Source organism: Pseudomonas sp. A-RE-19 (assembly GCF_019956555.1).
Lineage (GTDB): Bacteria > Pseudomonadota > Gammaproteobacteria > Pseudomonadales > Pseudomonadaceae > Aquipseudomonas.
In genome coordinates, this window is sequence record NZ_JAHBDQ010000011.1 from 39,100 (window position 1) to 51,586 (window position 12,487).

Sequence of the window (12,487 nt, forward strand, 5' to 3'; positions counted from 1 at the left end):
CATGCACGATCCCCACAGCGAACGCATGAGTGGCAGTGAGACCCGCGCAGCAAGCGGTCTGGCCCTGGTGTTCGCCTTCCGTATGCTTGGCATGTTCATGGTGTTGCCGGTTCTGGCGACCTATGGGATGGACCTGGCAGGAGCGACCCCGGCCCTCATCGGGTTGGCGATTGGCGCTTACGGCCTGACCCAGGCGATTTTTCAGATTCCTTTCGGCTTCATTTCCGACCGCATTGGTCGCCGTCCGGTGATTTACCTGGGGCTGATCGTCTTCGCCCTCGGGAGTCTGCTGGCGGCCAATGCCGATTCGATCTGGGGCGTCATTGCCGGACGCATCCTGCAGGGCGCCGGGGCGATTTCCGCGGCGGTCATGGCGTTATTGTCAGACCTGACCCGGGAGCAGCATCGGACCAAGGCCATGGCCATGATCGGCATGACGATCGGCCTGTCGTTCGCGGTCGCCATGGTGGTCGGGCCGTTGCTGACCCGCGCCTTCGGTTTGTCCGGGCTGTTCCTCGCCACCGGCGGCATGGCGTTGTTCGGCATCGTCATTGTGATGTTCATGGTGCCGCGCGCAACCGGGCCGTTGCAGCACCGTGAGTCCGGCGTCGCCCGTCAGGCGCTGATCCCGACGCTCAAGCACCCGGACCTGCTGCGCCTGGACCTGGGTATTTTTGTGTTGCACGCGATGTTGATGTCGAGCTTCGTTGCGTTGCCGCTGGCCCTGGTCGAAAAAGCCGGGCTGCCCAAAGAACAGCATTGGTGGGTGTACCTGGCCGCGCTGCTGATCTCCTTCTTCGCCATGATCCCGTTCATTATCTATGGCGAGAAGAAACGCAAAATGAAACGAGTTTTATTGGGCGCGGTGCTGACGCTGATGCTCACTGAGCTATTCTTCTGGCAGTTCGGCGATAGCTTGCGGGCTCTGGTGATCGGGACGGTGGTGTTCTTTACCGCGTTCAACTTGCTGGAAGCTTCGTTGCCATCGCTGATCAGCAAGGTTTCACCGGCGGGCGGCAAGGGCACGGCGATGGGGGTTTATTCCACCAGTCAGTTCCTCGGTTCGGCACTGGGCGGGATCCTCGGCGGCTGGATGTTCCAGCACGGCGGTTTGTCGGTTGTCTTCCTCGGATGCGCCGGCCTGGCTGCCCTCTGGCTGGCCTTTGCTGTTACCATGCGCGAACCACCTTACGTGACGAGCCTGCGCTTGCCGTTGTCGCCTGAGGCGATCCGCGAAGCGGGTCTGGTCGAGCGCCTGATGGCCGTTGTAGGGGTAACAGATGCAGTGATCGTCGCGGATGAGGCGGCGATTTACATCAAATTGGACACCGAACTATTGGATCGCACCACCCTTGAGCGCCTGGTGAACAACCCGGCCGAGGCAGCGTGCGAAGCCTAGGAGAACGTTATGGCCCGTGGGGTTAACAAAGTCATATTGGTCGGCACTTGCGGCCAGGATCCCGAAGTTCGCTACTTGCCTAACGGTAACGCCGTGACCAACCTGAGTCTGGCGACCAGCGAACAGTGGACCGACAAGCAAACCGGTCAGAAGGTCGAGAAGACCGAATGGCACCGTGTGTCGATGTTCGGCAAGGTTGCCGAAATTGCCGGCGAATACCTGCGCAAAGGTTCGCAGGTGTACATCGAAGGCAAGTTGCAGACCCGCGAGTGGGAAAAAGACGGTATCAAGCGTTACACCACTGAAATCGTGGTCGACATGCAAGGCACCATGCAACTGCTGGGCGGCCGTCCACAACAGGGCGACCAACAAGGCGGGGGCAATAACTACCAGCAGTCCGCCCCGGCTCCACGCCAACAGGCTCCGCGTCCGCAGCAGTCGGCACCGCAACAGTCGCGTCCGGCTCCACAGCAGCAGGCCGCTCCTCAGCCGGCTCCGGATTTCGACAGCTTTGATGACGATATCCCGTTCTAAAAAGCAGCAATCCAGTCAGTAATAAAAAAAGCGAAGCCAGAGTGATCTGGCTTCGCTTTTTTGTGGGCGCTGTTAACTGAATAAAGTGGTCACGTTGGCCCGTGTCGAGTGCAGTTTCTTGTAGCTATCGATCAACCGCAGGTGCCTGTCGAGCCCCTCCAGTTTCATGCTGGTCGGCGTCAAGCCATGGAAGCGCACGCTGCCGTTCACCGATCCGATCGCTGCATCCGTCCGCTCGTTGCCAAACATGCGGCGGAAATTGGCCTCGTAGTCTTCCAGCTCCAGGTCTTCGTCCAGTTCCATCTCCAGCACCACATTGACGGCCTGATAGAACAAGCCACGCTCAACCGTGTTGTCGTTGTACTGCAGGAACATTTCTACCGCTTCTTTCGCCTCTTCAAACCGCTGCAAGGCGAGATAAATCAGCAGCTTCAACTCCAGGATCGTCAGCTGACCCCAAGCCGTGTTGTCGTCAAATTCGATGCCGATCAAGGTGGTGATGTCGGTGTAGTCGTCCAGTTCACTTTCCACCAGACGCTCAACCAGCGCTTGCAGTTCTTCTTCGTCCAGGCGATGCAGGTTCAGGATATCGGCGCGGAAAAACAGCGCTTTGTTGGTGTTATCCCAGATCAGATCGTCCGCGGGATAGATTTCCGAATAGTTCGGCACCAGGATGCGACACGCCTTCGCGCCGATATGCTCGTAGACCGCCATATACACTTCCTTGCCCATGCCTTCGAGAATGCCGAACAAGGTCGCGGCTTCCTCGGCATTCGAGTTTTCACCCTGGCCGGAGAAGTCCCATTCCACGAATTCGTAATCCGACTTGGAGCTGAAGAAGCGCCACGACACCACGCCGCTGGAGTCGATAAAGTGCTCGACGAAGTTATTTGGCTCGGTCACTGCGTGACCTTCAAACGTCGGCTGGGGCAAGTCGTTGAGGCCTTCGAAGCTGCGGCCCTGGAGCAATTCAGTCAGGCTGCGTTCCAGCGCCACTTCCAGGCTCGGATGCGCGCCGAACGAGGCGAACACACCGCCGGTACGCGGGTTCATCAACGTGACGCACATCACCGGGAATTCACCACCCAGGGACGCATCTTTCACCAGCACGGGGAACCCTTGTTCTTCCAGCGCCTGAATGCCGGCCAGTATCCCGGGGTATTTCGCCAGCACGTTGGCCGGCACATCCGGCAGTGCGAATTCACCTTCGATGATTTCGCGTTTTACCGCACGCTCGAAGATCTCCGACAGGCACTGCACCTGGGCTTCGGCCAGCGTGTTACCGGCACTCATGCCGTTGCTCAGGAAAAGGTTTTCAATCAGGTTGGACGGGAAATACACCACCTCGCCGTCCGACTGGCGCACGTACGGCAGCGAGCAGATGCCGCGCTCTTCATTGCCCGAGTTGGTATCGATCAGATGGGAGCCACGCAACTCGCCGTCGCGGTTGTAAATCTTCAGGCAGTACTCGTCGAGAATTTCAGTTGGCAGTTCATCTTTTCGGCCAGGCTTGAACCAGCGTTCGTCCGGGTAGTGCACAAACGCCGCGTTGGCGATGTCTTCGCCCCAGAACTGGTCGTTGTAGAAGAAGTTGCAGTTGAGTCGCTCGATAAACTCGCCCAACGCCGACGCCAACGCGCCTTCCTTGGTCGCACCCTTGCCGTTGGTAAAGCACATCGGCGAGTGCGCATCGCGGATATGCAGCGACCACACATTGGGCACGATATTGCGCCAGGAGGCGATTTCAATCTTCATGCCCAGGTCCGCCAGAATGGCCGACATATTGGCGATGGTTTGCTCCAGCGGCAGATCCTTGCCCGCGATATAGGTGTGCGCCTCTGAGTTAGAAGCAGGCATCAGCAACGCCTGGGCATCGGCGTCGAGGTTTTCCACCTCTTCGATCACAAATTCAGGCCCGGCTTGCACCACTTTTTTCACGGTGCAACGGTCGATGGAACGTAGGATGCCCTGGCGGTCCTTGTCGGAGATGTCCGCAGGCAACTCGACCTGGATCTTGAAAATCTGGTTGTAGCGGTTTTCCGGGTCAACAATATTGTTCTGCGAGAGGCGGATGTTATCCGTGGGAATATTGCGGGTGCTGCAGTACAACTTCACAAAATACGCGGCACACAACGCCGACGAAGCCAGGAAGTAGTCGAATGGACCCGGTGCCGAGCCATCGCCCTTGTAGCGGATAGGTTGATCGGCCACCACCGTGAAGTCATCGAACTTGGCTTCAAGCCGAAGGTTGTCGAGAAAGTTGACCTTGATTTCCATGGGGGATTACCAGAATAACGGGCTAGACGATTTGGCCGCCATTATCCGGTATTTCAGCCGTAAGTCTTGCGGGCGTCTTACGATATGTCCACACCGGCGATGGATGGGTCAGTCGAGGATCAGGTGCGGCAAAAACCGGCTCGAGTCCTTGGTGATCAAACTGTTGTCTTCTCGCACGCCGATCCCTGCTGCCTGGTCGCCGATCACCCAGGAACCCACCAGCGTAAAGCTGTCGCCAAACTTCGGCAGCGGGGCGAATTCCTGAAGGATAAACGGCGCGTCGGTGTAGGGGCCGTCCTCTTTTACGATCAGACCGTCAGCGGTTTGCAGCTCGATGTTGGCGCCTTCCCGTGAGAAGAACGGTTTGCGCACCCAGCCTTTGGGCACTGCTTTGCCCGGGTCTGCATCGAGGTGTGCCGCGAGCAGGTTCGGATGGCCTTTATTGAAATCCCACAGCAGCGGCAAGATGCCCTTGTTGGAAATGATCGACTTCCAGGCCGGCTCGAAAAACTGTGTGTCACTCTGGGCAATCGCCGCGCCGAAGGGTTCGTGGAAGATGAACTCCCAGGCATGCAGCTTGAACAGATGAGGAATCCAGCGATCTTCTAAATCGACGAAACGTCCTTCGCTGGTGAGGCCGATGTCCTCGATATCGATGTGTCGTGATTCGATACCGACCTTTTCCGCGATCAGGCGCAAGTAGTCGGTGGTGCCTTTGTCTTCGACCGAGCCTTTCATCGAGGCGAAATAGAAGGGCTGTTTGAGTTGCAGTTGGGCAAAGGCCTGATGCAGCTTGGTGTCGATGCTGTTGAACTGGTCGGCATGCTTGGGCAGTAAGCCGCGTTCGATGCATTGCTCCAGCCAGCCCCACTGAAACGCCGCGGCCTCATACAGGCTGGTCGGCGTGTCGTAGTTGAGTTCCAGCAACTTGGCGGGCCCGGTGCCGTTGTAGGAGAAATCCATGCGCCCATACAGGTGCGGGTGGCCTTCGAGCCATGAAGTGCGAACCATGTCGAAGAATGGCGCGGGAATGCTCAGACGCTCCAGCAACTCCTCGCTCTGAACCACGCGGGCCACCAGGTCCATGCACATCTCATGAATCTCGGTGGTCGGGTCTTCGAGATCGTTCTCGATCTGCTTGAGCGTGAACTGGTAATACGCGCTCTCGTCCCAATAGGGTTCGTCGTCGATGGTATGGAACAGAAAGCCAAGACTTTCGGCCGTTTGTTTCCAGTCATGACGCTCTGCGCAGAGGATTTTCTTCATGGCACTCGTTCCTTAACTGCTCGACCCGCCAAAGCTCTTGCTCGATCCGCCCCAGCCGCTGCGTGCGCTGGCCTGGCTGCCGAAGCCGCCGCGGGAAGTGGAGGCCGCAACAGACACCGGCTTACTACGGGTGATGGTGTCGGTGTAACTGCCGCTGCTGCCGTAGCGCGCCTGATTGGACCTGTTGAAGGTTGAACCTGACGATACCCGCTGGCTGAGTGTCGAGGACGAGTAGTCACCGCGATCATCGCGATAGCGATAGACCGGTTCGGAGTAGTAACTGTTGCGGTTGTTGCTGAGCATGTTGCCGATCAGCAGCCCGGTCAGCAGGCTGCTACCGGAGAATCCCGACCCAGCGGCAGTCGCTTCCGAAGCGGGTAATTTTGACTTGGCTGCGTCTACTTCGGATTGCGTCACTTCACCATCGGCACTCAGCTCGAAACCGCCGAGCTTGGGGATGAACTTGCCGGCGGAATCCTGCTGACACCAGTCGGCAACAAAGTCGGCGTCGCAATCGGCCTGGTTGTCGTATACCGGCGCAATGCTTCGATGTTGGGCCATGGCCTTCATATAGGCGTCAGAACAGATGTCGACCGGGAGCTTTTCATCGGCGCACTGCTGGACGGACTGGAAGTTGTACTTTTTGTGTATCTCGTAGGTTTTTTCCGTCGGCCCGCAGCCTGATATCGCCATGGCGACCGACGCGGCCAGCGAGAGCTGAACGTACTTGCTTCGTTTCATCGGGATCTCCGTGGCGCAATCAGTTCTGGGAAGGGGTCATGCACGCGGCGTTCAACATGCCGACGCTGATGGCCACTGCCGCAACATAGATACCCGCAGCGATTTCGCCTTTTTTAATGCGTTCAGAGGCGCCTTTGAGCACCAGGCTGGTCACCAGAAACGCCAGCAGTTGTACGAACGCGGCGATCACTGCCCAGACGACGAAATCCAGAATGCTGATCGAGTAGGCAATCACATTGCTGGCCGGAATGGCGAAACCGATGATGGCGCCACCCAGCGCGATCGCGGCCGCAACGTTACCCGAACGGATCAGTTCGAACTCCCGGTGCGGGGTGATTCGGGTGTAGATGAACTGGAACAATGCGAACAGCACGGCGGCGCCGAGGATGTACGAAACAAACCCGAGCACGGCGGCTTTATTCAGGGAGATGGAGAGCGCTTCAAGCATGGACTTCTTCCTTCTTAAAAAGTGTTCAGGTCAGTGGTGTACAGCGATATGCCCAGCGAAGTGCTCAAGCTGATGGTGCCTTCGGCGTCTTCTTCGACGGAAAACAGCAGAAATTCCCGGCGATCGGTCAGGCCGGTTTCGCGGGCGTACAGCATTGAACGGTGCTCGATGTTGTAGGACTCATTCGGATTTTTCAGCTGTTCGCTCAGCGCTACCAGTTCTGTCTGGCCATTCTCGGTGCCCCATTCGCGGGTGTATTCGACACCGTTATGGGTGTAGGTCGGCAGCCCGATCAGGCTTTGAGGGCCGGCCAGCCGACTCAGCTCCGCTTCACTGTTGATGGTGACGTAACTGAGGTAATTGAACAGGATCACCGACTCGACCTGTCCGGCGATATCGCCGGTGGTGTGCACTTGCAGCCAGTAGTCTTCGTCGTTCATGTAATAGCGTGACAGCCAGTTCGACTGCCCGAGATCAACAGTGCCAGCGCTCCAGATCTGTTGGGAGCCAGGGATGCCCACGGTGGTGTTGCCGTCGAGCAACAACTTCAAGGTGGTGTCGAACATCACCTCTTTGCCCAATGCCAGGCCCAGCGGCCCGGTGGCGGGCAGGGTTTCATTGGCTGTCCATTTCGATTCCGTATTCGCTTTCGGGGCCTCAAGCCCCATCAACTGTTTAAACCATCCCATTGGAGATTTCCTTGAGGCGAGTGGAGGCGATGTAGAAGAGTTCGCCGCCCTCAACGCGAGTGGCGCCGGGCGGGTTGATCGAAGGCTGTCGGGCGCCTTTGGCGCGGTAGCCGATAAGGGTCGCGTTATGGTGCTCTTTCATCCGTGCGTACAGATCGCCGAACGTTGTTTCAAAAGCCTCGGGCAGTTTCATCAGGTACTGGGTGGCACCTTGGCCCACGCACAGCAATTCATTGATGACCACTGACGAGCCCGGATCCTGAGAGGCGCGCACCAACATCTCGATGGCCATGCTTGAGGTGCACTCAAGGCTGGGTGCGTAGGCGCTGGCGAGCGCAGCGATTTCACTTTCATTGAAGTGGGCGACCACATGCCCGACAGGGCTCAGCTGATTGACCGCCAGCACGGTGGCCAGGGTCAGATCGTCTGAATGGGTGCGCACCAGGACGCGCTCGGCACCCGGTACGCCAGCACGCAGCAAAAGCGCGGCAGAGGACAGGCTTTCGCCTTTGATAAACGCCGCTTTGCCCGGCATGGGGTTTTCTTCGAGGTCGCAATCGCAAATGACAATCAGGTTGTCATTGGACGTTTCGTCCTGCAGCAATAATTCAATGACCCGCTCGCTGGACGCGCCTTCCCAGCCGATGAGAACGGTATGCCCGACCTTGCCGGTGAAATCGCCTTTGCCCTTCATGCCTTTTCTCCATACATCGATGACACTGCTGGTGGTTTTGCCAATGGCTGCCGTCAGCAGCGCAATGCCCCCGAGCATGACCCAGGTAGCCACGAAAATTCGTCCCGCCGATGTCAGTGGCGCGAGATCGCCGTAGCCGACGGTGAGTGTGGTGGTGAGATAGAAGTAGGTAAACGTGGCGGGGGCGGTGAGGTGTTGTTCGCCCAGAAGCACCAGGCCGATATAGGCCGTGCTCAGGTGTATGCCCAGCGCAATGGCCAGACCTGCCCAGCCGAACCGATGGAAGAAGGTCGAGGCGTACGCGCGCAATAAAAGGAAAATCGACATTACATCCCTGACTCCGTGGGGGCTCATTCCTGGCGACGTAATCGCTCTGGCGTCTGAGTGCTCAAGTGCGGTTACCGGGCGGCATTAAACCTGCTGCGCGGCGTAGATAACAGTACCTTGGCTGCAATAAATCCGGCGATTGCGCCAAAGATATGCCCTTCGAAGGACATGCCCTGGCGAGGAAGGAAGCCAAAGATCAAGCCGCCATAGAGCAGGACCACGACACTGGCCGTTATCAGGTTGCTCCAGCTCCTCTGGAACCAGGCGCGCGACAGGAGGTACGCCCACAGCCCGAATACCCATCCGCTGGCACCGATGTGTACACCTGCAAAACCGAACAGCCAGACCAGCGAACCGCCCAGCAGAATAATGATGGCGCTGACGGCCATGAACCGGTTGAGCCCTTCGACGATGACCAGGGTACCCAGGATTAAAAAGGCAATCAGGTTGGTGCTCAGGTGCGCAAAGGACCCGTGCAAGAAAGGCGAGGTGATGATGCCGACCAGTCCGTGCAATGTTCTCGGCACCAGGCCGAAGGCAACAAGGCTGTAGCCGGTCGCCACATTGAGCAGTTGCAGCGCAATCATGAAGATGGCTACACCTGCGATTGTCTTGAAACCCTTCAGGGCATCCATCCGTGACCTCGACTCAACTCGACTCGACGAAAATTGAAGCGCAACCCATTGTGGGAGCGAGCCTGCTCGCGAAGCGTTGTGTCAGCAACATTGATGTCGACTGACACTCCCTCTTCGCGAGCAGGCTCGCTCCCACAGGTTATGCATCCGGCACGTGAGTCGATTACTCGGCCGATTTCTTTTTCAGGCGTTCCAGAATCGCATTGGCGCTGCCTTCGTTCGGCGTGATGCCGGCTTCGCGCAGCTTGCGCTCCAGGTCGGTGCCGGTCGACGCGTCGGCCAGTTCGTCCTGGGCGTTCAGTTCAGCGGCGCGTTGCTGCTGCTTGGCCTGCAGGCGGTTCAGAGTACCGACGGCGGTTTCCAGCTTGCCGTTGGCGCCGCCACTGGCGATCGAAGCACTGACCTGGGCTTTCTGTACGCTTTCACGGGCCTTGGCCATGTCCACTTGCTGACGCAGGCTTTTGATGCGGCTTTCGGCCTTGGTGATGTCTTTGCGCATGTTGTCCGCATAACCACCGAATTCGGTGGCCTGCTTTTGCTCGACATCCAGTTCATTGGTCAGGGTCGAAATGGCTTCGGCCACTTCCAGTGCCAGGTCTTCGCGGTTGGCCTGGATGGCGGCCAGGGCCTTGGATTCCAGATCCTTGATCTTGGCGTTGTACTCGCTGACGCGATCGGCCGACAGTTTGTGCTTGGCCATGATGGTGACCAACTCACGCTTGGCGTTGGCCAGCGCGCTGTCAGCATCGCGAATTTCCTGGTCGAGGATGCGCAGGGCCTGTTGGTCGACGATCGATTCGCCGACTTCATTGGCACCGCCACGCAGCGCGGTGAACAATTTGCTCCAGATGGACTGAGTCATTGGATATTTCCTGTTCCCGAAAAATTAGATGAAGAAACGTTCAAAGGCTTCGCTGGCGCGCTGGACGTTGTCGACGAGGGTTTTCACCTCGGTCACGACGTTGGTCAGGCTGGAGTCGGAGCTCAGTGCGCCGAACATGTTGTAAACGACCTGGCCGTTGGGCATGGACTCGATACCGATCGAGGACAGCGGGAACATTTCCCGGCTGCGCAGAACGGCATCGTTGAAGGCCGGTACGTCCTTGATCGACTCGACGTCCACCAGCACGGTGTCGACGATGATTTGCTCGCCCACCACCGCGATGTAAATCGGCAAGCCACCGAAATCGTTCATTTCCAGCTTGATGCTGGACTCGGAGCCTTGAACGAGGGAAAGGGTGATGTCGTTGGAAACCACGTCATCAAGGGCCTGAAGGGCGCTGAAGAGGCGGTCGATGTTCCAGTTAGTACCTGCGCTCATGTAATTCTCCGACATGAATGAGCCAGCCAGGATCGGTTGGCGTAGCTGTTTCTCCATCTGCTTGAGCAGGCTTCGGTTTTCGGGAAGCACCCAAGTCTCGTGTTTCACATAACCGGCGGCACCCAGGCCCGCGCGCATCTGCTTCATGTAGAAGCTGGATGGTTTTTTCGCGGATGGTTTCGAGCGCTCTCCCTTGCGGCTCGCTGAATCGGTAACAGACCCGGCAGGCGGATCTGATGGAGAGCTGCTTTTCATGATGCTGACCCCGTAGTGAAAAACTCACGCGTGAGAAACACTACAGGCAATTTTGGCGAACCTCAATAGCTCACGCGTGAGACTTTTTTAGACTGTTGCACCGGCGTATGACAAGAAGGTCCATCACTCAATGCCAGTCAGTGAGTGCAATCCATGTGGGAGCGAGCCTGCTCGCGAAAGCGGTGTTTCAGGCAACGTCAATGTTGACTGTGCCGCTGCCTTCGCGAGCAGGTTCCTCATCTAACCCGCCAGAAAGTCGTCGGTGGACACCACGCTGGCATAGGCAAAACCCAGGGCCGACATGAAGGCCGCGTGCACATGGGCGGCCGGGACGGTGACGCCGTTGAACTCCAGGTCACGGGTGGCACAGGCGTCGTGAATCACCGTGACGGTGTAGCCAAGGTCGGCGGCGGCGCGGGTGATGCCGTCGATGCACATGTGGCTCATGCTGCCGACGACAACCAGTTCCTTGATGGCTTGCTCGTCGAGGATCGACTTCAGATCGGTTTCGCGGAACGAGTTGACGAAGTGCTTGAGCACCACTGGCTCATCGGCGCGGTTGAGGACTTTGGGGTGCAACTTCGCCCCTTCGGAACCCGGGGTGAAGAACGGTGCGGTGTTGGAGGTGAATTCGTGGCGGATGTGCACCACCGGATCACCGGTCTCGCGAAACGCCTGAATCAACCGTGCGGCGTTGTCCGCTGCGGCGTCGGCGCCCACCAGCGGCCACTTGCCCTGGGGGAAGTAGTCGTTTTGGATATCGACTACGATGAGTGCTTGCTTGGCCATGAGTATTTCCTCGAAGTGTGTGTCAGGTGTGGAATCAAGTATCGGGTTTAGCGGGCTGTTCGAGGATTGGCCGCACCGACAATAGCAGGGGGAAAACTGACAATGGGTGTAGAAAGGGCGGTCGCCGAACTGGGGGTGCTGATTTATCCCGGCGCGCAGATGGCGGCGGTGCATGGGCTGACGGACCTGTTCGGCGTGGCCAACCGGATCGCCGCCGAGCATCAGGCGACACAATTGCCGTTACTGCGGATCAGTCACTGGCAGGTCGAGGGCGATCAGGCGCCCGAGCGGGTCTACGACAGTCATCCCGGCCCGGCTGGCGCGTTGGTCGCCGTGTTGATCCCGCCCTCGATCGGCGGTTTTTCCCAGAGGCAGGCGCCTCAAGGCCTGATTCGCTGGATTCGGCAGCAACACGCCAATGGCGCGACCCTCGGCGGCGTCTGCGTGGGTTCTATTCTGTTGGCCGAAAGCGGTCTGCTCGACGACCGTAGCGCGACCACCCACTGGACTTCGGCCAAGGCCTTCGCCGAGCGTTATCCGGCGATCAAACTCAAGGCCGACACACCGATTGTCGACGATGGCGATCTGATCACTACCGCCGGGCTGATGGCCTGGTCAGAGTTGGGTTTACGGCTGGTGGACCGTTTTCTCGGGCCGAGCATCGCCACCGGCACGGCACGGTTTCTGGTGGTGGAACACAGCGACAGTGCGAGCGAGTGCGGTAGTAATTTTTCGCCGATTCTCAGCCATGGCGATGCGTCGATTCTCAAGGTCCAGCATTGGTTGCAAAGCACCGGGGCGACCGATGTCTCGGTGGCGGCGATGGCCGAGCGGGCGGGGCTGGAAGAGCGCACCTTCCTGCGGCGATTCCGTGCCGCGACCGGGTTGAAACCCACTGAGTACTGCCAGCACCTGCGAGTCGGCAAGGCGCGGGAAATGCTTGAATTTACCAACGGCACCATCGATCACATTGCCTGGACCGTGGGCTATCAGGACCCGAGTGCGTTTCGGGCCACGTTCAAGAAAATTACCGGGTTGGCGCCGAGTGATTACCGGGCGCGGTTTGGGGTGATGCCGAGCGCAGTTGTGGGTCGATAGCAAGCATCAGCACA

The 12,487-nt window shown here is 58.5% G+C and carries 13 protein-coding genes; 3 read left to right on the plus strand and 10 right to left on the minus strand.

Annotated elements, in window-relative coordinates; all coding sequences use genetic code 11:
* Position 1: 1 nt before the first annotated feature.
* Entirely contained in the window at positions 2-1,399 is a 1,398-nt protein-coding gene (locus KGB14_RS08345; protein ID WP_223485545.1) for an MFS transporter, read from the plus strand.
* A gap of 9 nt (positions 1,400-1,408) precedes the next feature.
* Positions 1,409-1,933, plus strand: a complete 525-nt coding sequence (locus KGB14_RS08350; protein WP_007896798.1) for a single-stranded DNA-binding protein — start codon at positions 1,409-1,411, stop codon at positions 1,931-1,933.
* A gap of 72 nt (positions 1,934-2,005) precedes the next feature.
* Here KGB14_RS08350 and KGB14_RS08355 read toward each other — a convergent pair whose 3' ends face one another.
* The 10 genes from KGB14_RS08355 to KGB14_RS08400 all read right to left on the minus strand — a co-directional run bounded on the left by KGB14_RS08355 (position 2,006) and on the right by KGB14_RS08400 (position 11,375).
* Complete coding sequence (locus KGB14_RS08355; RefSeq protein WP_223485547.1) at positions 2,006-4,210, minus strand: OsmC domain/YcaO domain-containing protein; 2,205 nt, start codon at positions 4,208-4,210, stop codon at positions 2,006-2,008.
* 108 nt (positions 4,211-4,318) lie between these two features.
* A complete protein-coding gene (locus KGB14_RS08360) occupies positions 4,319-5,476 on the minus strand; it encodes a glutathionylspermidine synthase family protein (RefSeq protein WP_223485549.1) in 1,158 nt (385 codons plus the stop codon).
* 12 nt (positions 5,477-5,488) lie between these two features.
* Positions 5,489-6,217: a DUF1190 domain-containing protein gene (locus KGB14_RS08365; protein WP_223485551.1), complete on the minus strand. Its 729-nt coding sequence runs from the start codon at positions 6,215-6,217 to the stop codon at positions 5,489-5,491.
* Between the two features lie 19 nt (positions 6,218-6,236).
* Positions 6,237-6,665 (minus strand): DUF350 domain-containing protein, encoded by a 429-nt coding sequence (locus tag KGB14_RS08370; protein ID WP_123359037.1) that lies wholly within the window; start codon positions 6,663-6,665, stop codon positions 6,237-6,239.
* A 14-nt stretch (positions 6,666-6,679) separates the two neighbouring features.
* Positions 6,680-7,354, minus strand: coding sequence for a DUF2491 family protein (locus KGB14_RS08375; protein WP_223485553.1), 675 nt, complete (start codon positions 7,352-7,354; stop codon positions 6,680-6,682).
* Positions 7,341-8,375 carry an ion channel gene (locus KGB14_RS08380; protein WP_223485555.1) on the minus strand — a complete coding sequence of 345 codons (1,035 nt, stop codon included), beginning with the start codon at positions 8,373-8,375 and terminating at the stop codon, positions 7,341-7,343. The genes KGB14_RS08375 and KGB14_RS08380 overlap by 14 nt, the downstream gene beginning before the upstream one ends.
* Before the next feature lie 71 nt (positions 8,376-8,446).
* Positions 8,447-9,010 (minus strand): rhomboid family intramembrane serine protease, encoded by a 564-nt coding sequence (locus KGB14_RS08385; protein ID WP_223485557.1) that lies wholly within the window; start codon positions 9,008-9,010, stop codon positions 8,447-8,449.
* A gap of 163 nt (positions 9,011-9,173) precedes the next feature.
* The gene (locus tag KGB14_RS08390) at positions 9,174-9,872 is read right to left on the minus strand and encodes a PspA/IM30 family protein (RefSeq protein WP_223485559.1); all 699 of its coding nucleotides are present in this window, start codon (positions 9,870-9,872) and stop codon (positions 9,174-9,176) included.
* Between the two features lie 24 nt (positions 9,873-9,896).
* Entirely contained in the window at positions 9,897-10,478 is a 582-nt protein-coding gene (locus tag KGB14_RS08395) for a YjfI family protein (protein ID WP_223485561.1), read from the minus strand.
* 348 nt (positions 10,479-10,826) lie between these two features.
* Entirely contained in the window at positions 10,827-11,375 is a 549-nt protein-coding gene (locus KGB14_RS08400; RefSeq protein ID WP_223485563.1) for a cysteine hydrolase family protein, read from the minus strand.
* A gap of 102 nt (positions 11,376-11,477) precedes the next feature.
* On the opposite strand from KGB14_RS08400, the gene KGB14_RS08405 reads away from it, so the two are divergent.
* Positions 11,478-12,473, plus strand: coding sequence for a GlxA family transcriptional regulator (locus tag KGB14_RS08405; RefSeq protein WP_223485565.1), 996 nt, complete (start codon positions 11,478-11,480; stop codon positions 12,471-12,473).
* Positions 12,474-12,487: the final 14 nt, after the last annotated feature.

Coding starts and splice junctions, on each gene's coding strand:
- KGB14_RS08345 (WP_223485545.1), top strand. CDS start 2: ATGCACGATCCCCACAGCGAACGCATGAGTGGCAGTGAGACCCGCGCA.
- KGB14_RS08350 (WP_007896798.1), top strand. CDS start 1,409: ATGGCCCGTGGGGTTAACAAAGTCATATTGGTCGGCACTTGCGGCCAG.
- KGB14_RS08355 (WP_223485547.1), bottom strand. CDS start 4,210: ATGGAAATCAAGGTCAACTTTCTCGACAACCTTCGGCTTGAAGCCAAG.
- KGB14_RS08360 (WP_223485549.1), bottom strand. CDS start 5,476: ATGAAGAAAATCCTCTGCGCAGAGCGTCATGACTGGAAACAAACGGCC.
- KGB14_RS08365 (WP_223485551.1), bottom strand. CDS start 6,217: ATGAAACGAAGCAAGTACGTTCAGCTCTCGCTGGCCGCGTCGGTCGCC.
- KGB14_RS08370 (WP_123359037.1), bottom strand. CDS start 6,665: ATGCTTGAAGCGCTCTCCATCTCCCTGAATAAAGCCGCCGTGCTCGGG.
- KGB14_RS08375 (WP_223485553.1), bottom strand. CDS start 7,354: ATGGGATGGTTTAAACAGTTGATGGGGCTTGAGGCCCCGAAAGCGAAT.
- KGB14_RS08380 (WP_223485555.1), bottom strand. CDS start 8,375: ATGTCGATTTTCCTTTTATTGCGCGCGTACGCCTCGACCTTCTTCCAT.
- KGB14_RS08385 (WP_223485557.1), bottom strand. CDS start 9,010: ATGGATGCCCTGAAGGGTTTCAAGACAATCGCAGGTGTAGCCATCTTC.
- KGB14_RS08390 (WP_223485559.1), bottom strand. CDS start 9,872: ATGACTCAGTCCATCTGGAGCAAATTGTTCACCGCGCTGCGTGGCGGT.
- KGB14_RS08395 (WP_223485561.1), bottom strand. CDS start 10,478: ATGAAGCAGATGCGCGCGGGCCTGGGTGCCGCCGGTTATGTGAAACAC.
- KGB14_RS08400 (WP_223485563.1), bottom strand. CDS start 11,375: ATGGCCAAGCAAGCACTCATCGTAGTCGATATCCAAAACGACTACTTC.
- KGB14_RS08405 (WP_223485565.1), top strand. CDS start 11,478: ATGGGTGTAGAAAGGGCGGTCGCCGAACTGGGGGTGCTGATTTATCCC.